This window comes from Kribbella sp. NPDC058693 (assembly GCF_042715335.1).
GTDB classification, from domain to species: domain Bacteria; phylum Actinomycetota; class Actinomycetes; order Propionibacteriales; family Kribbellaceae; genus Kribbella; species Kribbella jiaozuonensis.
The window spans coordinates 778,173-800,938 of sequence record NZ_JBHXSQ010000002.1 but is presented as its reverse complement, the minus strand read 5'-3'; the positions used below and the strand labels follow the sequence as shown (position 1 = coordinate 800,938).

21 protein-coding genes are annotated in these 22,766 nt (G+C 68.5%); 9 read left to right on the top strand and 12 right to left on the bottom strand.

Going from position 1 to position 22,766, the window contains the following annotated elements; all coding sequences use genetic code 11:
• Nucleotides 1-42: 42 nt before the first annotated feature.
• The 6 genes from ACFWUU_RS13440 to whiA form a co-directional block, all read right to left on the bottom strand.
• Nucleotides 43-402, bottom strand: coding sequence for an RNA polymerase-binding protein RbpA (locus tag ACFWUU_RS13440; RefSeq protein WP_130385522.1), 360 nt, complete (start codon nucleotides 400-402; stop codon nucleotides 43-45).
• 13 nt (nucleotides 403-415) lie between these two features.
• Complete coding sequence (gene secG, locus ACFWUU_RS13435; RefSeq protein ID WP_130448352.1) at nucleotides 416-649, bottom strand: preprotein translocase subunit SecG; 234 nt, start codon at nucleotides 647-649, stop codon at nucleotides 416-418.
• Entirely contained in the window at nucleotides 646-1,458 is an 813-nt protein-coding gene (gene tpiA / locus ACFWUU_RS13430; RefSeq protein WP_380175460.1) for a triose-phosphate isomerase, read from the bottom strand. The genes secG and tpiA overlap by 4 nt, the downstream gene beginning before the upstream one ends.
• 5 nt (nucleotides 1,459-1,463) lie before the next feature.
• Complete coding sequence (locus tag ACFWUU_RS13425; protein WP_380175458.1) at nucleotides 1,464-2,657, bottom strand: phosphoglycerate kinase; 1,194 nt, start codon at nucleotides 2,655-2,657, stop codon at nucleotides 1,464-1,466.
• Between the two features lie 68 nt (nucleotides 2,658-2,725).
• Nucleotides 2,726-3,733 (bottom strand): type I glyceraldehyde-3-phosphate dehydrogenase, encoded by a 1,008-nt coding sequence (gene gap, locus ACFWUU_RS13420; RefSeq protein ID WP_137256842.1) that lies wholly within the window; start codon nucleotides 3,731-3,733, stop codon nucleotides 2,726-2,728.
• 210 nt (nucleotides 3,734-3,943) lie between these two features.
• Complete coding sequence (whiA, locus tag ACFWUU_RS13415) at nucleotides 3,944-4,927, bottom strand: DNA-binding protein WhiA (RefSeq protein WP_137256843.1); 984 nt, start codon at nucleotides 4,925-4,927, stop codon at nucleotides 3,944-3,946.
• A gap of 129 nt (nucleotides 4,928-5,056) precedes the next feature.
• Here whiA and ACFWUU_RS13410 point away from each other — a divergent pair, with 129 nt between their 5' ends.
• Both ACFWUU_RS13410 and ACFWUU_RS13405 read left to right on the top strand, forming a co-directional pair.
• Nucleotides 5,057-5,566: a SigE family RNA polymerase sigma factor gene (locus ACFWUU_RS13410; protein WP_137256844.1), complete on the top strand. Its 510-nt coding sequence runs from the start codon at nucleotides 5,057-5,059 to the stop codon at nucleotides 5,564-5,566.
• Entirely contained in the window at nucleotides 5,563-7,005 is a 1,443-nt protein-coding gene (locus ACFWUU_RS13405) for a hypothetical protein (protein ID WP_380175456.1), read from the top strand. Before ACFWUU_RS13410 ends, ACFWUU_RS13405 begins: the two co-directional genes overlap by 4 nt.
• 2 nt (nucleotides 7,006-7,007) lie before the next feature.
• Here the strand turns inward: ACFWUU_RS13405 and yvcK are convergent, their stop codons facing one another.
• From yvcK to uvrC, 3 genes are read right to left on the bottom strand one after another with little or no spacing between them, the layout of a single operon-like run.
• Nucleotides 7,008-7,949 carry a uridine diphosphate-N-acetylglucosamine-binding protein YvcK gene (gene yvcK, locus ACFWUU_RS13400; protein WP_137256846.1) on the bottom strand — a complete coding sequence of 314 codons (942 nt, stop codon included), beginning with the start codon at nucleotides 7,947-7,949 and terminating at the stop codon, nucleotides 7,008-7,010.
• The gene (rapZ, locus tag ACFWUU_RS13395; RefSeq protein WP_134115870.1) at nucleotides 7,946-8,812 is read right to left on the bottom strand and encodes an RNase adapter RapZ; all 867 of its coding nucleotides are present in this window, start codon (nucleotides 8,810-8,812) and stop codon (nucleotides 7,946-7,948) included. Before rapZ ends, yvcK begins: the two co-directional genes overlap by 4 nt.
• Nucleotides 8,812-10,842 (bottom strand): excinuclease ABC subunit UvrC, encoded by a 2,031-nt coding sequence (gene uvrC, locus ACFWUU_RS13390; protein WP_380175454.1) that lies wholly within the window; start codon nucleotides 10,840-10,842, stop codon nucleotides 8,812-8,814. The genes rapZ and uvrC overlap by 1 nt, the downstream gene beginning before the upstream one ends.
• A gap of 82 nt (nucleotides 10,843-10,924) precedes the next feature.
• On the opposite strand from uvrC, the gene ACFWUU_RS13385 reads away from it, so the two are divergent.
• Together ACFWUU_RS13385 and ACFWUU_RS13380 are read left to right on the top strand one after the other, a co-directional pair.
• Complete coding sequence (locus ACFWUU_RS13385; RefSeq protein WP_380175452.1) at nucleotides 10,925-11,380, top strand: DUF6194 family protein; 456 nt, start codon at nucleotides 10,925-10,927, stop codon at nucleotides 11,378-11,380.
• Nucleotides 11,381-11,529: 149 nt separating this feature from the next.
• Entirely contained in the window at nucleotides 11,530-12,750 is a 1,221-nt protein-coding gene (locus tag ACFWUU_RS13380; protein WP_380175450.1) for a S8 family peptidase, read from the top strand.
• Nucleotides 12,751-12,794: 44 nt separating this feature from the next.
• On the opposite strand, the gene ACFWUU_RS13375 is transcribed toward ACFWUU_RS13380, so the two are convergent.
• Nucleotides 12,795-13,367, bottom strand: a complete 573-nt coding sequence (locus tag ACFWUU_RS13375; protein ID WP_233714952.1) for a Rieske (2Fe-2S) protein — start codon at nucleotides 13,365-13,367, stop codon at nucleotides 12,795-12,797.
• Between the two features lie 215 nt (nucleotides 13,368-13,582).
• Here ACFWUU_RS13375 and ACFWUU_RS13370 point away from each other — a divergent pair, with 215 nt between their 5' ends.
• Nucleotides 13,583-14,479: a hypothetical protein gene (locus ACFWUU_RS13370; protein WP_380175448.1), complete on the top strand. Its 897-nt coding sequence runs from the start codon at nucleotides 13,583-13,585 to the stop codon at nucleotides 14,477-14,479.
• 4 nt (nucleotides 14,480-14,483) lie between these two features.
• Here the strand turns inward: ACFWUU_RS13370 and uvrA are convergent, their stop codons facing one another.
• Nucleotides 14,484-17,474, bottom strand: a complete 2,991-nt coding sequence (uvrA, locus tag ACFWUU_RS13365) for an excinuclease ABC subunit UvrA (protein WP_380175446.1) — start codon at nucleotides 17,472-17,474, stop codon at nucleotides 14,484-14,486.
• A gap of 205 nt (nucleotides 17,475-17,679) precedes the next feature.
• Between uvrA and ACFWUU_RS13360 the strand changes: the two genes are divergently transcribed.
• Entirely contained in the window at nucleotides 17,680-18,339 is a 660-nt protein-coding gene (locus ACFWUU_RS13360; protein ID WP_380175444.1) for an MBL fold metallo-hydrolase, read from the top strand.
• Entirely contained in the window at nucleotides 18,336-18,872 is a 537-nt protein-coding gene (locus tag ACFWUU_RS13355; RefSeq protein WP_380175442.1) for a GNAT family N-acetyltransferase, read from the top strand. The genes ACFWUU_RS13360 and ACFWUU_RS13355 overlap by 4 nt, the downstream gene beginning before the upstream one ends.
• Here the strand turns inward: ACFWUU_RS13355 and ACFWUU_RS13350 are convergent.
• The gene (locus tag ACFWUU_RS13350; protein ID WP_137256854.1) at nucleotides 18,859-19,803 is read right to left on the bottom strand and encodes a S1C family serine protease; all 945 of its coding nucleotides are present in this window, start codon (nucleotides 19,801-19,803) and stop codon (nucleotides 18,859-18,861) included. The genes ACFWUU_RS13355 and ACFWUU_RS13350 overlap by 14 nt on opposite strands.
• Nucleotides 19,804-19,922: 119 nt before the next feature.
• On the opposite strand from ACFWUU_RS13350, the gene ACFWUU_RS13345 reads away from it, so the two are divergent.
• Together ACFWUU_RS13345 and ACFWUU_RS13340 are read left to right on the top strand one after the other, a co-directional pair.
• Nucleotides 19,923-20,471, top strand: a complete 549-nt coding sequence (locus ACFWUU_RS13345) for a TetR/AcrR family transcriptional regulator (RefSeq protein ID WP_137256855.1) — start codon at nucleotides 19,923-19,925, stop codon at nucleotides 20,469-20,471.
• A gap of 85 nt (nucleotides 20,472-20,556) precedes the next feature.
• On the top strand, nucleotides 20,557-22,731 hold the full coding sequence (locus tag ACFWUU_RS13340; RefSeq protein ID WP_380175440.1) for an MMPL family transporter: 2,175 nt from the start codon (nucleotides 20,557-20,559) through the stop codon (nucleotides 22,729-22,731).
• Nucleotides 22,732-22,766: the final 35 nt, after the last annotated feature.

Below are 22,766 nucleotides of genomic sequence, written 5' to 3'. Positions count from 1 at the left end.
AGCCCGGACCGATGCGTCGGTCCGGGCTGAACGCAGTACGTCTTAGAAGATGACCTCGCCGCGAGCACGACGGGCGCGCAGCTTCTCGAGCGCCTCGTCCAGGATCTCCTGGGCCTCCTGCTCGGAGCGGCGCTCCTTCACATAGGCCAGGTGCGTCTTGTAGGGCTCGATCTTCGGCGGCGGGGGCGGGTTGTTCACATCGGTGCTGGTCGGAAGACCGCACCGCGGACAGTCCCACTCCTCCGGGATCGACGCCTCGACCGCGAACCAGGTCGCGGTCTCGTGCCCGTTCGCACAGAAGAAGACGATGCGCTGCCGGGGCGCGGTGTCGCCGCGCTCCGCCTCGCCCATCGGCCCGGCACCGACCCGGCTGCCACGAATCGCACTGCCACCACCAGCCACGGGAACCGACCCCTCAGCCGAGCTTGTAGAGCAGGCCGACCGCGACGATGCTGGCGAACCAGATCAGACCGACACCGATCGTGATCCGGTCCAGGTTCCGCTCCGCGACCGACGAGCCGCCCAGGCTGGACGACACACCGCCACCGAACAGGTCCGAGAGGCCGCCACCGCGGCCTTTGTGCAGCAGTACGAGCAGCGTGAGGAACAGGCTGCAGACGATCACAACGATCGAGAAAGCGAGAATCACGAGGAGTAGCCTAACTGAAGGTCCAGGTAACGGCAGATGCCGGCGAACTCGTCCACCTGAAGGCTCGCACCTCCGACCAGGCAGCCGTCGACATCCGGTTGGGCCATGATGCCACCTGCACTGGCCATCTTCACCGATCCACCGTAAAGAATCCGTACCGAGTCGGCGACCGAGGGTGAGATCGACTCCTCCAGCCGGCCACGGATCGCGGCGATGACCTCCTGCGCGTCCTCCGGCGTCGCCACCTCGCCGGTGCCGATCGCCCAGACCGGCTCGTACGCGATGACGAGCTTGCGGACGTCGTCCTGCTTCAGACCGGCGAGTGCGGCGTCGACCTGACCGAGGCAGTGGTCGACGTGCCCGTCGGCCTTGCGGACCTCCAGGCCCTCGCCGACACACACGATCGGGATCAGCCCGGCCTCGAGCGCCTTGGCGGTCTTCGCGTTGACCAACTCGTCGGACTCGTTGTGGTACTGCCGGCGCTCGGAGTGGCCGGTCAGCACGTACGTGCAACCCAGCTTGCTCAGCATCGCCGCGGAGATCTCGCCGGTGTACGCGCCGGCGTCGTGCGTCGACACGTCCTGGGCGCCGTACTTGATCTTCATCCGGTCGCCGTCGACCAGCGTCTGCACGCTGCGGATGTCGGTGAACGGCGGCAGCACGGCCACCTCGACCCGCTCGAAGTCGTGCTTCTTGTCCTGCAGCGTCCACGACAGCTTCTGCAGCAGGTGCACGGCCTCGACGTGGTTGAGGTTCATCTTCCAGTTGCCCGCCATCAACGGCGTCCGGGCAGCTGTGGTGTCAGCCATGTGGGTCAGTCCTCTTCCAGTACGGCGAGCCCCGGGAGCTCCTTGCCCTCCAGGTATTCGAGCGACGCCCCACCACCGGTGGAGATGTGCCCGAACTGCTCGTCGGCGAAGCCTAGCTGCCGTACGGCGGCCGCGGAGTCACCGCCACCGACGACGCTCAGCCCGTCCACCTCGGTCAACGCCTGCGCGACGGCCTTCGTTCCGCCGGCGAACGGCGCCATCTCGAAGACACCCATCGGGCCGTTCCAGAACACTGTCTTCGCGCCGGCGATCTCGGCGGCGAACGCCTTACCGGAGTCCGGGCCGATGTCGAGGCCGAGCTGGTCGGCCGGGATCGCGTCGGCCGCGACCACGGTGGCCGGCGAGTCGGCCTTGAACTCGGGCGCGACCACGATGTCGGTCGGCAGCACGATCTTGTCGCCGGCCTCCTTCAGGTACCCGCGGACGACGTCCAGCTGGTCTTCCTCGAGCAGGCTCTTGCCGACCTCGTGGCCCTGCGCCTTCAGGAACGTGAAGACCATGCCGCCGCCGATCAGCAGCTTGTCGGCCTTCGCCAGCAGGTTGTCGATCACCGCGAGCTTGTCCGACACCTTCGCGCCGCCGAGCACGACGACGTACGGACGGGCCGGGTCCTCGGTCAGCTTCTTCAGCACCTCGACCTCGGCGAGCACGAGCCTGCCGGCCGCGTGCGGGAGCTTGCGGGCGACGTCGTACACGCTGGCCTGCTTGCGGTGCACGACGCCGAAGCCGTCGCTGACGAAAACGTCGGCCAGGGCTGCGAGCTCATCGGCCAGCTCGCCGCGCTGGGCCTCGTCCTTGCTCTCCTCGCGCGGGTCGTACCGCACGTTCTCGAGCAGCAGGACCTCGCCCTCGTCCAGCTCCTGGACGGCCTCCTGCGCGCTCTCGCCGGTGACGTCGGTCGCGAAGTGCACGGTGATGCCCTCGGGCTGCATGAGCTCCTCGAGCCGCTTGGCCACCGGGGCCAGCGTGTACGCCGGGTTCGGCTCGCCCTTCGGACGGCCGAGGTGCGCGGTGACGATCACCTTCGCGCCGGCCTTGGCCAGCTTGATCAGCGTCGGCAGCGAGGCGCGGATGCGGCCGTCGTCGCCGATCACCTCGTCCTTGATCGGCACGTTCAGGTCCGACCGGACCAGCACCCGCTGGCCCGCCAGGTCGCCCAGGTCTTCGATGGTCTTCACAGGTTCATCCCTCAAGTGAACGAGCCTGCGTCCGAAGAGGTCTCCGGACGCAGGCAAGTGGGCAGACGTCAGAGCGAGGCGCCGACGTGCTTGACCAGGTCGACGAGGCGGTTGGAGTAGCCCCACTCGTTGTCGTACCAGCCGACGACCTTGACCTGGTTGCCGATCACCTTGGTCAGGCCGGCGTCGAAGATGCAGGAGGCCGGGTCGGTGACGATGTCGGTGGAGACGATCTCGTCCTCGGTGTAGGTCAGGTACCCCTTCAGCGAGCCCTCGGCCGCGGCGGCCTTGTAGGCCTCCTTGACCTCGTCGACGGTGACCTCACGGCCGACGGTGACGGTCAGGTCGGTGGCCGAGCCGGTCGGCACCGGGACGCGCAGCGCGTAGCCGTCCAGCTTGCCCTTGAGCTCCGGCAGCACCAGGCCGATCGCCTTCGCGGCGCCGGTCGAGGTCGGCACGATGTTCAGCGCGGCGGCGCGGGCGCGGCGCAGGTCCTTGTGCGGGCCGTCCTGCAGGTTCTGGTCCTGGGTGTACGCGTGGATCGTGGTCATCAGACCCTTCTCGATCGTGAACGCGTCGTTCAGAACCTTGGCCAGCGGGGCGATGCAGTTCGTGGTGCAGGACGCGTTCGAGATCACGGTGTGCTTCTCGGCGTCGTACAGCTCGTGGTTCACGCCCATCACGACGGTCAGGTCCTCGTTCTTCGCCGGAGCGGAGATGATGACCTTCTTGGCGCCGTTGTCGGCGTGGGTCTTGGCCTTGGTGGCGTCGGTGAAGAAGCCGGTCGACTCGATCACCACGTCGGCGCCGACGTCGGACCACTTCAGGTTGGCCGGGTCGCGCTCGGCGAACGCCTTGAAGCTCTTGCCGCTGACGGTGATGTCGTCGTCGGTCGCGGAGACCTCGCCGGGGAAGCGGCCCAGGATCGAGTCGTACTTCAGCAGGTGAGCGAGGGTCTGGTTGTCGGTCAAGTCGTTGACGGCGACGACCTCGATGTCGGCACCGGACGCCTGCACGGCGCGGAAGAAGTTACGGCCGATCCGGCCGAAGCCGTTGATACCTACGCGTACGGTCACGGGACTGCGTCTCCTCAGATCTGGCGTTCGAGCACTGCCCTACAGCCCGAACATTAGCCCAACAGCCCACCTGGCCAACTGGTAGCGTCCACATCAGACCACCATGACCCGCGGGTAGCCTCCCGAGCAGACCACCCTGACGCACAACTGCCCCGGAAACCTTCCGGGGCAGTGTGTTGAATACCAGTTGACCAGCTGGTGACGTAAAGATCAGGCCGGGTCGAGCATCTCCGGGGTCAGGTTGGCCTCGGTGTTGGGGACGCCCAGGTCGGCGGCGCGCTTGTCGGCCATCGCGAGCAGGCGGCGGATGCGGCCGGCCACGGCGTCCTTGGTGAGGGCCGGCTCGTGCAGCTGGCCGAGCTCTTCGAGGCTGGCCTGCTTGTGCTCGAGGCGGAGCTTGCCCGCGACCTGCAGATGGTCCGGTACGTCGTCGCCGAGGATCTCCAGCGCGCGCTCGACCCGCGCGCCCGCCGCCACCGCAGCGCGGGCGGACCGGCGCAGGTTGGCGTCGTCGAAGTTCGCCAGCCGGTTCGCGGTCGCGCGGACCTCGCGCCGCATCCGGCGCTCCTCCCACGCGAGCACGGACTCGTGCGCGCCGAGCCGGGTCAGCAGTGCGCCGATCGCGTCACCGTCGCGGATCACCACGCGGTCGACGTTCCGCACCTCGCGGGCCTTCGAACCGATGCCGAGCCGTCGGGCCGCACCGACCAGCGCCAGCGCCGCCTCCGGGCCGGGGCAGGTCACCTCGAGCGACGACGAACGGCCGGGCTCGGTCAGCGAGCCGTGCGCGAGGAACGCACCGCGCCAAGCCGCAACGGCGTCACACGAAGCACCCGACACGACCGCCGGCGGAAGACCGCGCACCGGCCGGCCACGGTTGTCGACCAGCCCGGTCTGCCGCGCCAGCGCGTCACCGTCGCGGACCACGCGGACGACGTACTTCGTCTGCTTGCGGATGCCGGACGGGGAGATCACCACCACGTCCGACGGGTGCCCGAAGATCTCGGCGATGTCCTTGCGCAGCCGCCGGGCCGCGGCGCCGCTGTCCAGCTCGGCCTCCACGACGATCCGTCCGGACACCAGGTGCAGCCCGCCCGCGAACCGCAGGATCGACGAGACCTCGGCCTTGCGGCAACACGGTTTCGTCACCTGAATACTGGTCAGCTCGGACTTCACCTGTGCTGTCATCGCCATGAAGGCCATCCTCCCACCCATGTCAAAGACCCTTGGACCACCAACGCCTGTCGGCCCGCGCGGTTACGGCCGCTGCAACCTTCCGACTGCCTGATCGCGTTACCTCGGCGACATTGTGAGAGGAGGCGCATGAAGGCATCGGATGAAGCCGAGTTCACCGAGTTCGCCGCAGCGATGATCCGGCGGCTGCGACGTACGGCGTACCTGATGTGCGGCGACTGGCACCGCGCCGAGGACGCCGCGCAGGACGCACTGGTCAAGGTCTATCGCCGCTGGAACCGGATCGACCGCACGCAGGGCCTCAACAGCTACGCCCATCAGTGTCTGGTCACCTCGGTGTTCGACCAGTCCCGCAAACCGTGGCGACGCGAGCGGTTCGTCGACACCGACGAGGACCTCACCGACGTACTCGCCGATCCGGTGCGCACCGTCGACGACCGGATGCTCGTCGTCGAGGCCCTGGCCGCACTCCCGCCGAGCCAGCGGGCCTGCGTCGTACTGCGGCATTACGGCGACCTCAGCCTCGAACAGACCGCCGCCGTCCTCGGTATCGGCGTCGGCGGCGTGAAGAGCCAGACCTCCCGTGCCCTCACCCGCCTCCGCGAGCTTCTCGACCAGACCGAAAGGAGCGCCCGGTGAACAACGACATCGAACACCTATTGGCGACCGCCGCCGACGACACCGACCGGCCGCTGCACACCGACGTCGACGACCTGCTGGTCCGCGCCCGGCGGTCGGTCCGCCGAACCCGGATCGCGACGGCGGCTACCGCGGTCCTCACCACGGCCGCGATCATCGGCGGTATCGCCACCTGGTCCGCGACCCGCCCGATGAGCCAGGGACCGGCCGGTACGCCGCCGGGCCAGACCATCACGGTCGACGTGAAGACCGGCCGCATCGTCGACAACGAGACCGGCAGGACGGTCGTACCGGCACCGCCGGTCAGCCCGTTGTCCGATGCCGAGGTACTGACCCGTTGCGGGCGGTACGACCAGGCCTTCGCACGCCGTGCCCAGGCCGAGCACCGGACCGCCGACGCGGCAGGTCCGATCAACGACCGATGGACGGTCCTCGTCAAGAGCGGCGATCAGTCCGTGCTGAACACCCTGCTTCTCTCGCCGGACCGATCGATCGTGTCGACGTGCACCATGACCAGTCCGACCAGGCCGGACAGCATCTCGCGCACCAGCCCGGCGAACTTCGCGGCCCGGAACCAGTACCGGAATCCCTTGACCCCGCAGGACGGATTCCGCGTTCCGGTGCCTGGCGTGGCCCGCGTGCTGCTGGACATCGCCGGGGAGAGCAGTCCTCGCGAGGCCCTGGTCGGAGCGGACGGCTACGCGACGCTCGGGCATCCAGGCAAGCACAGCAAGCTCATCATCCTGAACCGGATCCGGGGCTTCGACGCCAACGGCAAGAAGGTGTACGACCAGACGCCCAAGCCGTTCACGGCTCCGGCGCGGACGGTCGATCCGTCGGTGACGGTGGAGACCGCAACGCCGATCACGCCGGTCGTCGTACTCACCAAGGACCCGGAGACCGGGAAGCCGCTCGCTCCCCCGCCGCCGGTCAGTCCGCTGACCGACGACCAGATCACCACGCGGTGCCGCGGCGTCGACGACATCTACTTCAAGGACCTGGGTCAGGGCGGGGTGAACACCGACGACGGCGTGATCAAGGCAGCCGGCCCCGTGACGAAGGACTGGCAGGTCGCGCTGAAGACCGGGACCGGGAACAAGCTCACGGCCGTCCTGGTGTCGCCGGACAAACGGGTCTACGCGTGGTGTCACATGCTGACGGCAACAGCCAAGGGCCCGTACGACTACTCCCGGGCGGCGGTGCAGGCCGACGGGAAGTTCGCGGACAAAGGTGTGTTCGGGATGGTGCCGGAGGGCGTCGCCCAGCTCGTCGTCGACCTGCCGACCGGCCCGACCCGCGCGCTGATCTCGAACGGCTACTACATCTGGGGCCTGACCGGCGGGAACTCGGGCATCAAGACCGTCCTGATCCGGGGGTACGACGCGCAGGGCAAGCAGGTCTACGCCCAGAAGAAGTCCATCGACGCCGATTTCGACTGAAGCTACGCGAAGATCTCCCGGTAGACCTTCGCCAGCTTGTCCGGAGCGTGGTGAAGATCCCGTACGTCGTCGGCGATATCGGCGATCACCAGCTCGGCCCCGAGGGATTCCGCAGTACGGCGGAGTGACTCGGGGTCGGGCACGTGACCGGTATCGGCGAGGACGACGTCGATGCGCAGGTCCGGGGCGTGTGCGGCCAGGACCTCGAGGTGCGTCTCGGGTGAGAAGCCGTCGGTCTCGCCCTTCTGCTCCCCCAGGTTCAGTGTGAGCAGTCGGCGAGCGCCGGTCTGCTCGAGGGCGCGGGACAGCTCGGGGACCAGCAGGTTCGGGATGACGGACGTGAACCACGAGCCCGGGCCGACCACGACCCAGTCAGCCTCGGCGATAGCGACGAGCGCCTCGGGGCAGGCAGGCGGGTCGGCCGGATCGAGCGCGACGTCGACCACGTGTCCCTCGGTCGTCGCCACCTCGGCCTGACCACGGATCTCGGTGATCGCCTCGGGATGCGCAGGATCGAGCCCGAGCACCCGCGCGGTGATGTCCAGCGGTACGGCGGACATCGGCAGCACCCGACCTTGTGCACCGAGCAACCGCGCGACCCAGTCGAGCCCGTCGACCGCTTCGCCGAGCAGCTCCCACAACGCGACGATCAACAGGTTGCCGACGGCATGGTCGTGCAGCTCACCGTTGCTGCGGAAGCGGTGCTGCAGTACGTCGGCCCACGTGCGGCCCCACTCGTCGTCGCGGCACAACGCGGCCAGCGCCATCCGCAGATCACCCGGAGGCAGTACGCCGAGCTCCTGGCGCAACCGCCCGGACGAGCCGCCGTTGTCGGCAACAGTTACGACCGCGGTCAACTGGTCGGTGACGTGGCGAAGTGCGGAAAGAGAGGCGGCCAAGCCGTGTCCCCCACCCAGTGCTACGACCTTAGGAGATCGCGTCACTCACGCCCCAGATCCCGATGGACGACCAACGTCGGTGACCCCTTCTCACGCAGCCTGCGGGCGATCTCCTCGGCCATTGCGACGCTGCGGTGCTTTCCCCCGGTGCAGCCGATCGCGACGGTGACGAAGCGCTTGCCCTCGTTCAGGTAGCCGGTCCGCAGGGTGTCCAGCACGTCCACGTAGTTCTGCAGGAACTGCTGGGCCAGCGGATGGCCGAGCACGAAGTCTGACACAGGCTTGTCCTGCCCGGTCATCGGGCGCAGATCCGGCTGCCAGTACGGGTTCGGGATGAAGCGCATGTCGGCGACCACGTCCGCGTCCACCGGGATGCCGTACTTGAACCCGAACGACACCACGGTCGCCCGGAGCTCGGCGTTCTCCTCGTCGCCGAACGCGTTCACGATCTTCGCGGCGAGCTGGTGGATGTTCAGGCTCGAGGTGTCGATGACCAGATCCGCGCCGGCCCGGATGTCGCCGAGCAGCTCGCGCTCGCGCTGGATGCCGTCCAGCAGCCTGCCCTCGCCCTGCAGCGGATGCGGCCTGCGGACGCTCTCCTGCCGGCGCACGATCACGTCGTCGGAGGCCTCCAGGAACAGCGTCAGCGGGCGGTACCCCTTCAGCCGCAGGTCGTGGATGGCCGAACTCAGTTCCTCGAAGAACAGGCCGGTCCGGACGTCGACCACGACCGCGAGCCGCGGCGCCGCACCGGTGCCGATGACCTGCTCGACGAGCGTGGTGAGGAACATCGGCGGGAGGTTGTCCACGACGAACCAGCCGAGGTCTTCCAGTACGTCGGCGACGGAGCTTCGTCCCGCGCCGGACATGCCGGACACGATGATGAGGTTGCCGCCCGTGTCGTCCATCAGTTCTCAGTTCTCCCTGGGTCCCCGTCAGGCGCCCCGGCCGGCGCCGGGATGTCGTCGCCCAGTATCTCGCCCGTGGCCGTGTTGACCGACGGTGCCCGGCCGGTTTCCGCCTTCGTTGCGGCAGCGTTAACCGCCAGTACGACGGACTCGGCGAGCCGCGGCCCGAAACCGGGGAGATCCGCGACCTCGTCGATCGTCGCCGCGCGCAACTTCTTCAGCGACCCGAAGTGCCGGAGCAAGGTCTTCCGCCGCACCTCGCCCAGCCCCGGGACCTCGTCGAGCGTGCTCTCGACCATCGACTTCGACCGGCGGCTGCGGTGGTGCGTGATCGCGAACCGGTGCGCCTCGTCGCGCAGGCGCTGCAGCAGGTAGAGGCCTTCCGACGTACGGGAGAAGATGACCGGGTCCTCTTCGTCGGGGAGCCAGACCTCCTCGAGCCGCTTGGCCAGACCGCAGATGGGGATATCGCCCAGGCCGAGCTCGTCCAGCGCCTGGCGGGCTGCCGCGACCTGGGGCGGACCGCCGTCGACCACGACGAGCCCCGGCGCGTAGGAGAACTTCTTCGCCCGGCCGGTCTCGGGATCGATGAGGGCCGCCGACGGGTCGTCGTCCTCTGCCAGGGCCGCGCGCTCGTCGAGGAGGCGCTTGAAGCGGCGGGTGAGGACCTCGGCGATCGAGGCGACGTCGTTCTGCCCGTCGACGCCCTTGATCACGAACCGGCGGTACTCGCTCTTGCGGGGCAGGCCGTCCTCGAAGACGACCATCGAGGCGACCACCTCGGTGCCCTGCAGGTTCGAGACGTCGTAGCACTCCAGTCGCAGCGGCGCCTCGGGCAGGTCGAGCCCGGCCTGGATCTCCTCGAGCGCCTGGTTGCGGGTGGTCAGATCGCTGGCCCGCTTGGTCTTGTGCATGGTCAGCGTCTGCAGCGCGTTCCGCTCGACGGTCTCCATCAGCGCCTTCTTGTCGCCGCGCTGCGGGACACGGATCGACACCCGCGCAGCGCGGATCCCCTCGAGCCACTCGGTCAGCGCGTCGGCGTCCTCGGGCATCGTCGGGACCAGGATCTCCCGCGGGATCGCGTCGACCGAGTCGTCGGCGTACATCTGCTGGATGAATCGCGAGACGAGATCGCCGGTCGTCGCCGTCCCGTCCGCCTTGTCGGCGATCCAGCCGCGCTCACCGCGGATCCGGCCGCCGCGGACGTAGAAGATCTGCACGGCGACCTCGAGCGGATCCTCGCTCAACGCGATCACGTCGGTGTCGGTGCCGTCGCCTAGAACCACCGCGTTCTTGGCCAGCGCCTTCTCCAGCGCGGCCAGGTCGTCGCGGATCTTCGCGGCCCGCTCGTACTCCAGCTCGGCCGCCGCGGCCTTCATCTCCTTCTCCAGCCGGCGCACGTACGTCGCGGTCTGACCGGAAAGGAACGCGGCGAAGTCGTCGACGATCTGGCGGTGCTCCTCCTGCGTCACCTGGCCGGTGCAGGGTGCGGAGCACTTGCCGATGTACCCGAGCAGGCAGGGCCGGCCGATCTGGCGGTGCCGGTTGAAGACGCCCTTGCTGCACGAACGCATCGGGAACACCCGGAGCAGCAGGTCGACGGTCTCGCGGATCGCCCAGGCGTGGCTGTACGGACCGAAGTACTTCACGCCCTTCTTCTTCTGGCCGCGGCCGACCATCACCCGCGGGTAGTCCTCGTTGAGGGTGATGGCGAGCCACGGGTACGACTTGTCGTCGCGGTACTTCACGTTGAAACGCGGGTCGTACTCCTTGATCCAGGAGTACTCCAGCTGCAGCGATTCGACCTCGCTGGCGACCACGGTCCACTCGACCTTCGAGGCCGTCGTCACCATCGCCTGCGTCCGCGGGTGCAGGTTGACCAGGTCCTGGAAGTACGACGACAACCGGGCCCGCAGGTTCTTCGCCTTGCCGACGTAGATGACCCGCCCGGCGGAGTCGCTGAAACGGTAGACGCCGGGTGAGTCGGGGATCGATCCCGGAGCGGGACGGTACGAGGACGGATCAGCCACCCAACCACCCTAGTTCGGTACGCCGACAAATCCGGAATTCCGGCGAAGTCTCTATTGCTACTTCAATGACAGACTTGAAGGTATGACGATCGAAGAACTGGATCGGACGATCCGCGCGTACGACGGTGTCCGGGTGCTCGAGGCCCAGGACGATCTGTTCTACCTCTACGACCCGGCTGCCGACCTCCCACCGGAGCGGCAGCAGCCCTTCGCCACCATTGTCACCGGCGACCACTACGAGAAGGTGTCCCGGCTCGACGAGCCCGGCGCGTGGCGGCTGAACATCGGGCTGACGAAGACGACGTACACCTCGCTCTTCGGACCCGTGCCGACGGAACGCGACGCCGATTGGGTGCTCGACTCCGGCCACGACTACACAGCCCGGAACACCCTCATGCCGCACCCGTTCTACGCCGCCCAGTACTGGGCGGCGATCGTGAACCCGGTCGACCTCGAACCCCTGATCCCATTGCTCGACGAGGCCTACGAGTTCGCGGCCCGTAAGTACGCCAACCATCAGGCGCGGCAAACGCAGTGAACGTTGCGGTCGTGTTGCGGGTTCACCCATAAGGCCGGTTTGACCCCCGGTTGGGATGAGCGTCGTCTCTAGCGTGTGACCCAGGGTAGATGTGCAGGACCTTTGCGTGAGGCAACAAGGCCTTGCGCTGACTCGAGGGAGTTCCGCCCATGTCCCCATCCCTGAGCAGGCCGCGCGCCGTCCTCGGCGCGATCGCGGCTTCAGCGCTCGCGGTCACCGGCATCGTCGCCACGGCAGCCGGCAGCAACGCATCCCAGCAGGCACCGGTGACGATCCGCGGCGCCGGCAGTTCGAATGCCATCCCCGGCAGCTACATCGTCGTACTGAACGGTCAGCGGTCGCAGGCCCAGACCCGGGTCACCACACAGAGCCTGGCGACGAGCTACGACGTCAAGGTCAAGGACCAGTACGACGCCTCGATCAAGGGCTTCTCCGCGAGTATGAGTGAGGACCAGGCGAAGAAGCTCGCCGGTGACTCGCGGGTCGCGTTCGTCCAGCAGAACCAGAAGATCACGGTCAGCCAGGACGATCCGCCGTGGGGTCTGGACCGGGCCGACCAGCGTGATCTGCCGCTGGACAAGAAGTACGACGCGTCGACCACCGCCGACAACGTGAACGTCTATGTGATCGACACCGGGATCTACGCCAAGCACAAGGACTTCGGCGACCGTGCGTCGGTCGGCACCGACACCGTGGGCGACGGCCAGAACGGTGTCGACTGTATGGGTCACGGCAGCCACGTGGCCGGCACCATCGCCGGTACGACGTACGGCCTGGCCAAGGGCGCGAAGGTGATCGCGGTCCGGGTGCTCGACTGCAAGGGGTCCGGCTCGACCGAGTCCGTGGTCGCCGGGATCGACTGGGTAACCAAGAACGCCAAGAAGCCCGCGGTGGCGAACATGAGCCTGGGCGGCGGCGCGGACGAGGCGCTGGACGCGGCGGTGAAGGCCTCGGTCGGTGCCGGTATCACCTATGCAGTTGCTGCTGGCAACGACAGCGCGGACGCCTGCCAGAGCTCGCCGGCCCGGGAGCCCTCGGCGATCACGGTCGGCGCGACCGACGACCAGGACCAGCGCGCGTCGTTCTCGAACTTCGGCAAGTGCGTGGACCTGTTCGCGCCGGGGGTCGACATCACCTCGGTCGGCATCACCGACCCGGACGCGACCGCGAAGATGAGCGGTACGTCGATGGCCACGCCACACGTCGCCGGTGGAATCGCGCTCTACCTGGCCGACCACCCGGAAGCCACCCCGGCCGACGTCGCGACGGCGCTGGTCGGCAACTCGACGCCGGACAAGGTCGGCGACCCGGGCGACGCCTCCCCCAACAAGCTGCTGTACGTCGGGAAGGTCGACCCGGCCCAGTCCTGAGTTGACGCGGAGGGCCCGGCCGCACGGCCGGGCCCTTTCGCGTGTCAGGCGGACTGAACGATGTTGCTGCCCTCGACGGCGACGTTCACCGCGGGCAGCGGCGACTGCGCCGGCCCGCTGGCCACGCTGCCGTCAGTGATCTTGAAGTGGCTGTTGTGGAACGGGCAGACGATCTGCCCGCCCTCGACCGAGCCGACGATGTTGCCCTGGTGCGTGCAGACCGCGGAGAAGCCCTTGTACTGACCCGCGGTCGGCTGGGTCACCACGACCTTGGCGTCGGTGAACACCTTCCCGCCGCCGACCGGTACGTCGGAGACCGGCCCGAGGACTGTCCCGCCGCTGGCCGGAGCGCTGGACGACGGCGCACTCGATGACGGCGCACTCGAGCTAGGGGCGGGCGCGGAGCTGGAACCGGTGGCCGACGGCGTCGAGGCGCCGCTGCCGGACGTGTCGTCGCTGCTGCCGCAGGCCGCGAGGATCGGGGCGCTGGCACCCACCAGCGCGGCCATCGCCGCGCAGCGGAGCACCGTCCTCCGGTCGCGCAGACCGTCCGCCGGTGCGTTGGGCACGGGTCCGGTCTGCTGCGGGGTGGTTGGTGCCATCGTGTCATCGCTCATGAATCTGGACCTCCAAGAGCCTGCTGGTCGAAGTAGTTGAACGCTATATACCGGGTCAAACGACCGGATGAGCCGAACGGTTCAACGAGTCCAGGATTGAACTGCAGTTTGAAGGTTTGCTGTGAATCGGCTGCCAATCCGATGGGCGCCGCCACCCGCCCGGGCACGAGTCGACCGGGTGCCTGACAGACTTTGGGCGTGGGGAAGGCCATGGGATGACAGGAACGACGAACGACTCGACCGTGCTGAGGGCGATCGCGGACCTCGCACCGATGTGGATGCCGGGCTGCGTCGTCGACACCGCCGAGCGCACGGTCGAGGTCGGCTGGGGCCGCGGTGCCCTGCAGATGTCCGCGGTGGTCGGGCTGAGCGAGATCATCGATCGGTGCAATCAGCTGCCCCAGCATCGCTGGGCCGAGCAGATCGAGGCGTGGCTGCGGGCCGTCGTCGCCGAGGGTGAGCTCGCCACCGAGGAGCACCGGTTCGGCGACGTCGCGGAACGCCAGCGGGCGTTGCTCGTCCAGCGCGGGTGGTCCGCCCGTACGGCGGGGCCGGTGGCCGACGCGCTGATCCCGTTCGGGGACCACTTCGAGGTGGTCGTCTTCATCGGCACCGGCACGGAGCTGCGGCGGCTGACCGTCGTACGGCGATCGATGCTCGGCCTCGGTGATCCGGCCGTGCCGTCGCCGGTGCAGCTCACGCTGGAGCAGATCTCCGACCTGCGGCCGGTCGAGCACAACGGGTTCTCGGTGCTCAGCCGGGAGAACGATCCGCTCGTGTCGATGGCGGTCGTCGACCGGGAGAATCTGCTGCCGCAGTCGTCTCTCGGCCTGGGGGTACTGCTCGGCGTACCGCGGTTGAGCACGGTCGCGTTCTGCCCCGCGGATGCCGGCCAGGAGACGGCGGACGACCTGGCGAGGTTCGTCGCGGACACCTATCGCGACGCGCCCGACCAGTGCAGTCCGGACGTGTTCTGGCTGCAGGGCGACCGGATGGTCCAGGTGCCGGTCACGCTGGCCGAGCCGCCGACAGTCATGCTGCCGGCGGCGCTACTGCCGTCCCCGCGCCGTACCTGGGTCCGGCACCTCGTCCAGCAACTGTTCCGCCGCTGACGAGCTAGCCGGCGACGCGCTTCCTGGCCGCCGTCTTCTTGGCCGGCGCGGCCTTCTTCACCGCTGCCTTCTTGGCCACCGTCTTCTTCGCGGTGGCCTTCTTCACCGCGACCGTCTTCTCGGGCTGCTTCCGCGCGCTCGGCTTCGCCGCTCGGCCCTCGAGGATCTCGGCCAGGAACTGCCCGGTGTACGACGCCGGGTTCGCCGCGACCTCCTCCGGCGTACCTTCCGCGATCAGCGTGCCGCCGCGGCGACCACCGTCCGGACCGAGGTCGATCAGCCAGTCGGCGGTCTTGATCACGTCGAGGTTGTGCTCGATGACCAGCACCGAGTTGCCCTTGTCCACCAGGCCGCTCAGTACGCCGAGCAGCTTGCGGATGTCCTCAAAGTGCAGACCGGTCGTCGGCTCGTCCAGCACGTACACCGTCCGGCCGGTCGAACGCCGCTGCAGCTCGGACGCCAGCTTCACCCGCTGCGCCTCACCGCCGGACAGCGTCGGCGCCGGCTGACCGAGTCGCACATACCCGAGGCCGACCTCGACCAGCGTCTTCAGGTGCCGGGAGATCGCCGGGATCGCGGCGAAGAACTCCGCCGCCTCCTCGATCGGCATGTCCAGCACGTCCGCGACCGTCTTGCTCTTGTAGTGCACCTCGAGCGTCTCGCGGTTGTACCGCGCACCGTGGCACACCTCGCACGGGACATACACGTCCGGCAGGAAGTTCATCTCGATCTTCAGCGTGCCGTCACCCGAGCAGGCCTCGCACCGGCCGCCCTTGACGTTGAACGAGAACCGGCCCTGCTGGTACCCGCGGACCTTCGCCTCCGGCGTCTCCGCGAACAGCTTGCGGATGTGGTCCCACACTCCGGTGTACGTCGCCGGGTTTGATCGCGGCGTCCGGCCGATCGGCGACTGGTCGACGTGGATGACCTTGTCGACCAGCTCCATCCCGGAGATCTTCGTGTGCCGGCCCGGCACCGCGCGAGCGCCGTAGATCTGCCGCGCCAGTGACGTGTACAGGATGTCGTTGACCAGCGTCGACTTGCCCGACCCCGACACACCTGTGACCGCGACGAACACCCCGAGCGGGATCGTGACGTCGATGTCCTTCAGGTTGTTCTGCCGGGCGCCGTACACCGTCAGCTCACGGCCCTCGGTCAGCGGCCGCCGCACGGCGGGGATCGGGATCTCCCGCCGACCGGACACGTACGCACCGGTGATCGAGTCCGGGTGGTTGCGCAGGTCCTCGACCGTGCCGGACACGACGACCTGACCGCCGTGCTCACCGGCGCCCGGACCGATGTCGACGACCCAGTCGGCGTGGTCGATGGTGTCCTCGTCGTGCTCGACGACGATCAGCGTGTTGCCCAGCTCCTTCAGCCGGACGAGCGTCTCGATCAACCGCCGGTTGTCCCGCTGGTGCAGACCGATCGACGGCTCGTCGAGCACGTACAGCACGCCGACCAGACCCGAACCGATCTGCGTCGCCAACCTGATCCGCTGCGCCTCGCCACCGGACAGCGAACCCGCCGGCCGGCTCAGCGCGAGGTAGTCCAGACCGACGTCGAGCAGGAACCGCAGCCGCTCGCCGATCTCCTTGACCACCCGCTCGGCGATCTGCTTCTCCCGCGGCGACAGCTCCATCTGCGCCAGGAAGCCGTGCACCTCGTCGATCGACATCGCGCTGATCTCGGCGATGTTCTTCCCGCCGAGCGTAACCGCCAGCGAGATCGGCTTCAGCCGCGCGCCGTTGCAGGCCAGACACGGCACCTCGCGCATGTACTCCTCGAAGCGCTCCCGGCCGGTGTCGCTGGACGCCTCCGCGTGCCGGCGCTCGACGTACGGGATCACGCCTTCGAAGCTCGTGTAGTACGACCGCTCGCGGCCGTAGCGGTTCTGGTACGAGACGTGGACCTGCTTGTCGTGGCCGGTCAGCAGCGCCTTCTTCGCCTTCGCCGGCAGCTCTCCGAACGGCGTGCTGGTCTTGAACTTCAGGTCCTTCGCCAGCGCGTCGAGCAACCGCTCGAAGTACTGCGAGACGTTCTGCCCGGCCCACGGCTGGATCGCGCCCTCGTCCAGCGACTTGGACGGATCCGGCACCAGCAGCTCCGGGTCGACCTCCATCCGCGTGCCCAGCCCGGTGCAGACCGGGCAGGCGCCGTACGGCGAGTTGAACGAGAACGACCGCGGCTCGAGCTCGTCGATCGCGAGCGGGTGATCGTTCGGGCAGGCGAGCTTCTCGGAGAAGCGGCGCTCGCGGTGCGGGTCGTCCTCCGGCAGGTCGACGAAGTCGAGCACCAGCAGGCCGCTGGCCAGCCCGAGCGCGGTCTCGACCGAGTCGGTGAGACGCTGCTTGGCCGACTTCTTCACCGCGAGCCGGTCGACGACCACGTCGATGTCGTGCTTCTTCTGCTTGTCGAGCTTCGGCGGATCGGTGAGCTGGATCGTCTCACCGTCCACCCGCGCCCGGGACAGCCCCTGACCGCTCAGCTGGCGGAAGAGATCGAGGTACTCGCCCTTGCGGCCGCGGACGACCGGGGCCAGCACCTGGAACCGGGTGCCCTCGTCGAGCTCGAGCACCCGGTCGACGATCTGCTGCGGCGTCTGCCGCGCGATCGGCTCGCCACACTCCGGGCAGTGCGGCCGCCCGGCGCGGGCGAACAGCAGCCGGAGATAGTCGTAGACCTCGGTGATCGTGCCGACGGTCGAGCGCGGGTTGCGCGAGGTGGACTTCTGGTCGATCGAGACGGCCGGCGACAGCCCCTCGATGAAGTCGACGTCGGGTTTGTCCATCTGCCCCAGGAACTGGCGCGCGTACGCCGAGAGGGACTCGACGTAGCGTCGCTGGCCCTCGGCGAAGATCGTGTCGAAGGCCAGGCTGGACTTGCCGGACCCGGACAGTCCGGTGAAGACGATCATGGCGTCCCGCGGCAGGTCGACCGAGACGTCCTTCAGGTTGTGCTCACGCGCTCCGCGCACGATCAGACGGTCAGACACAAGCTCACTCTCAGCCGTTCTCGAGGGTATCCGGGGCATGCCCCGTCATGCTAACGAGGCCCACCGACAAAAACTTCCGCCGCCGGATGCAGTGGTCCGTTCGCGGGGCGTTTCGAAAGTATATTCGATCGCCGAGGGTGGTTCGCGCACCCGGTCGCGAACAGTGCAAGGATCGCTCTATCACCGACATCCAGGGAGAAGTCGCATGCCCGAGTACCACGGGAACGCCAAGGTCGGCGGACCGGCCCAGACCCACGAGCTGGCCCAGTTGATGATCACCAAGGTCGCGGTCGGGCCGATGGACAACAACGCCTACCTGCTGCGTTGCCGCCAGACCGACGAGCAGGTCCTGATCGACGCCGCGAACGAGGCGGACACGCTGCTCCAGCTGATCGGCGACGGCGGCCTTGCGCGCGTGATCACCACGCATCAGCACAAGGACCACTGGGAGGCGCTGGCCGAGGTCGTAGCCCGCACCGGCGCCACCACAGTCGCCGGCCGGTACGACGCCGAGGGCATCCCGGTCCCGACCGACCAGCTCGTCGACGACGGCGACCACATCGCCGTCGGCCAGTGCACGCTCCGCGTGATCCACCTCGTCGGGCACACGCCTGGCTCGATCGCCCTGGTGTACGACGACCCGGACGGCGCGCCGCACCTGTTCACCGGCGACTCGCTGTTCCCCGGAGGCGTCGGGAACACCCAGGGCGACGCGGAGCGGTTCACCTCGCTGATCAACGACGTCGAGACCAAGCTGTTCAACGAGCTCCCCGACGAGACCTGGGTCTACCCCGGCCACGGCTCCGACACCACCCTCGGGACCGAGCGCCCGCACCTCGCAGAGTGGCGCGAGCGCGGCTGGTGAGTGGATTCGCCGAATACGAGCCGGGTGTCGCCCGGCAGACCGTCGACGTACAGGTGCGTCCAGGAGAGCTGCGTGACCTGGACGCGTGTGCGGAGCTGATCGTGTCGCGGACCCACGGGTCCGCGACCGAGCGGCGCGAACGGCTGGTGGCCGACCTCGCCGACCCGGAGAAGTACATCGCCGTCGCGGTCGTCGGCGACGAGGTCGTCGGGTACGGCGGGGTGATCCGCCATGAGCTCAAACCCGACGACCCGCCGACGACTGCTCCGACCGGGTACTACCTGATCGGCCTGATCGTCTCCCCCGACTGGCGACGGCACGGCATCGGCGAGCTGCTGATGCGAGATCGCATCCGCTGGACCGCGGAGCGCGCCGACGCCGTCTACTCGTTCGTCAACCAGGCGAACGGCGCGATCCTCGACCTGAACAAGAGGTTCAGGTTCACCGAGGTCACCCGGGACTTCATCTTCCCGGGCGCCCCGTTGAAACCCGGCACCTGCGTACTCCTCCGGGCCGACCTCACCGATCAGTGAGCTCGGCCGGGTAGGCGATCACGTCGACCAGCGCGTTGTTGCGGATCGCGGTGATCTCCGTACGACGGGCGATCGCGTCCTCGAACAGTTGCCGCTGCAGCGACTGAGCATCCCGGAGCGGTACTCCGTTCACCGCCAGCACCAGGTCTCCCTGGCGGAGGCCCGCGGCGGCGGCCGGGCTCGCCGGGATAACCTCGACGACCCGGAGCGCCGCCCGCTGGTCGAACCGTTCCGCCAACGAGGGGCGTAGCGGTGCGGGCGTCGTCACCAGGCCGAGGTACGCGCGGCGTACGCGACCGTCGTGCAGTAGCGAGTAGATGATCCGGCGGGTCGTCGGGTTGATCGGGACGGCCAGGCCGAGGCCGATCCCGGCGACCGCGGTGTTGATGCCGATCACTCGGCCGTTGCCGTCGGCCAACGCTCCCCCGGAGTTGCCCGGGTTCAGGGCGGCGTCGGTCTGGATGACGTCCTCGATGATCCGCTGCGCCGAGCCGCTGCTGACTGGCAACGACCGGCCGAGCGCGCTCACCACGCCGGCGGTCACGCTCCCGGCCAGGCCGAGCGGGTTGCCCACGGCAACCACCAGGTTCCCGACCTTCAGATGGTCCGCGTCGCCGTACTCCGGCGGGTCGGGGATCTCGCGGTCGGCGCGCAGCACGGCGAGGTCGGACAGCCGGTCGACGCCGACGACGCGGGCCTGGGCCGTCGTACCGTCGGCGAACTCCGCGGAAGCCTCCGAGCCGTCGCCGACCACGTGCGCGTTCGTGAGCAGGTGACCGTCGCCGGTCAGCACCACCCCGGAGCCGGACGAGTCGCCGCGCCGGCTGTGGATCCGCAGGCTCGCGACCCGCGGGATCAGGTGTTCGGCCACCCCCGAGACCACTCGGGAGTAGGCGTCCAGGACATCGTCCCCAGCAATCTCTTCAGCCATCGTCACGCCTCCTGGATTACAGGATTACACCGCAATCAAATCCGGACCAGCGCGTGAACCGGACCACAAACCTGACCGATCGGTTGAAAACTGGCCGATCGGTCAGGCAAGATGCTGACATGGCAGTCACCACCCCGGCGCGGGAGCGGACCAGGCGCGAGATCGTCCGGCAGGCGATGCACCTGTTCCAGGCCCGCGGCTACAACGCGACGTCGTTGCAGGACATCGCGACCGCGGCCGGCTGCTCGAAGGCGACGGTGCTGTACCACTTCAGCGGCAAGCCGGCTGTGTTGGCGGCCGTCCTCGAGCCCGCGGCCGCCGACGTGGCCGAGCTCGTGAAGGCCGCGGCCGAGCTGTCCCGGGCCGACGCCCAGGAGCTCGCCATCCAGAGCTTCATCGATCTCGCCGTCACCCACCGCGGGGTCGTCGACGTGTTGCAGGACATCCTCCCGGTGATCGAGGAGATGCCCGAGGTCGGGCAACTGGTCACCGACGGCATGCAGCTGACCGAGTACATGGCCGGGTCCGACGACCCGATCGAGCACGACCTGGCGAAGTTCGCGATCAACGGTCTGCTCGGCGAGTGCCGGCACTCCGTCGAGCGCACCGACGACGACCTCCGACGACTCTGCGACATCGCCCTGCGGAGACTCCTCCGCCGCGCCTGAGACCTGAACCCGCCGCCCTCCGCCCTCCGGGCGGACCATCACCCCTGCCCGTACGCCGTACCGACCCGAACGGATGCTGTTCCCGATGGCCAATCTGCTGTACCGGCTCGGCCGGTTCTCCTACCAGCGCAGGCGGCTCGTGGCCGCCGTGTGGGCGCTGTTCCTCGTCCTGCTGGGTGTCGGCGCGCTGACGCTGGGCGGCAAGACCGCGAACACGTTCTCGATCCCGGGCACCGAGTCGCAGCGCGCGCTCGATGCACTCAAGCAGGAGCTGCCGGCCGCGAGCGGCGCGTCGTCCACGGTCGTGGTGAAGGCTCCGGACGGCAAGACGCTGGCCGACCCGACCGTGAAGGCCGCGGTCGGCGTGACGGTTGCCAAGGTCGCCAAGGTGCCCGAGGTGATCGGTGCGGTCGACCCGTTCACCAGCAAGGCGATCAGCCCGGACGGTACGACGGGGTTGATCAGCGTCCAGTTCGACAAGCCGGCCGACGAGCTGTCGAAGGAGAGCGTCGACGGGTACGACGGGCTGAGCGGACTGAGTTCGGGTGATCTCAAGGTAGTCCCGGGCGGTCAGATCAAGGCCGGGGTACCGGAGATCGGCGCGACCGAGGTGATCGGCGTCGCGGTTGCGGCCGTCGTACTCGTCGTCACGTTCGGGTCGTTGGTTGCCGCGGGTATGACACTGGCGACGGCGCTGCTCGGCGTACTGGCCGGGATGGCCGGGCTGTTCATCGTGACGGCGTTCACGGATGTGTCGTCAACGGCGCCGATCCTGGCGTTGATGCTCGGGCTCGCGGTGGGGATCGACTACTCATTGTTCATCAGCTCCCGGCATCGGTCGCAGCTGGCTGAAGGGATGGATCCCGAGGAGTCCGTTGCGCGGGCGACCGCGACGGCCGGGTCCGCGGTGTTGTTCGCCGGTGCGACCGTAGTGATCGCGCTGGCCGGGCTGTCGGTGGTCGGGGTTCCGTTCCTGACTGCCATGGGTCTTGCCGCTGCGGCGACGGTGCTCACCGCAGTACTGGTCGCGTTGACTTTGCTGCCGGCGTTGCTCGGCTTCGTGGGGAACCGGGTGCTGCCGCGGAAGCTGCGGAAGTCGCCGACCGCGGCTGTGCACAAGGAGGGGTTCGGTTTCCGCTGGGGCCGGCTGGTGACGCGGCTGCGGGTGCCGATCGTTGCTGTCGGCATCATCGGGCTCGGCTTCCTGGCGATCCCGGTGAAGGACATGCAGCTCGCGCTGCCGGACGGCGCGTCGGCGGCGGCCGGGACGAACCAGCGGGTCGCGTACGACATGACCGCTGCCGCGTTCGGACCGGGCGCGAACGGGCCGCTGGTGGTCGTTGTGCAGAGCAACGACCCGGCGACCTCGAATGCGCTGGCACAGCAGGTGTTGGGCAAGGCGCAGGGCCTTCCCGACGTCGTCGCTGCCCAGCCGGCCGCGGCGAGCCAGGACGGTACGACGCGGTTGCTGCAGGTGATCCCGAAGAGCGGACCGGCCAGCGAGCAGACCGCCGACCTGGTGAAGAACCTGCGCTCGGCAATCAAGCCGCTCGCCACCGGTGGCGCCGATATCTCCGTGACCGGGAACACCGCGGTCGGGGTCGATGTGTCGAACAAGCTGTCCGACGCGCTACCGACGTACCTGTTCGTGGTGATCGGGTTGTCGTTCCTGCTGTTGCTGCTGGCGTTCCGGTCGATCCTGGTGCCGTTGAAGGCGACGCTCGGGTTCGTGCTGACGATCGGGGCGACGTTCGGGATCACGGTCGCGGTGTTCCAGCAGGGGCACCTGGCGAAGCTGGTCGGGATCGACTCCCCCGGTCCGCTGGTGAGCTTCCTGCCGATCATCATGATGGGCATCCTGTTCGGGCTCGCGATGGACTACGAGGTGTTCATCGTGTCCCGGGTCCGGGAGGAGTTCGTCCACGGCAGGCACGCGAACGACGCCACGATCCAGGGCCTCGGCCACGGCGCCCGGGTCGTCACCGCCGCCGCCCTGATCATGGCCTCGGTCTTCGCCGGGTTCATCCTGGTCGAGGACCCGATCATCAAGGCGATCGGCTTCGGCCTCACCATCGGCGTACTGATCGACGCCTTCGTGGTCCGGATGACGCTGGTCCCCGCGATCCTCAGCCTGCTCGGCGACCGCGCCTGGTGGTTCCCGAAGTGGCTCGACCGGATCACCCCGAGGGTCGACATCGAGGGCGAGTCGCTGAACGTGCCCGGCAAGCCCGAGGAGAAGGAACTCGCAGAGGTCCGCTGACGCCAAGAAGGGCACCGACAATGTCGGTGCCCTTC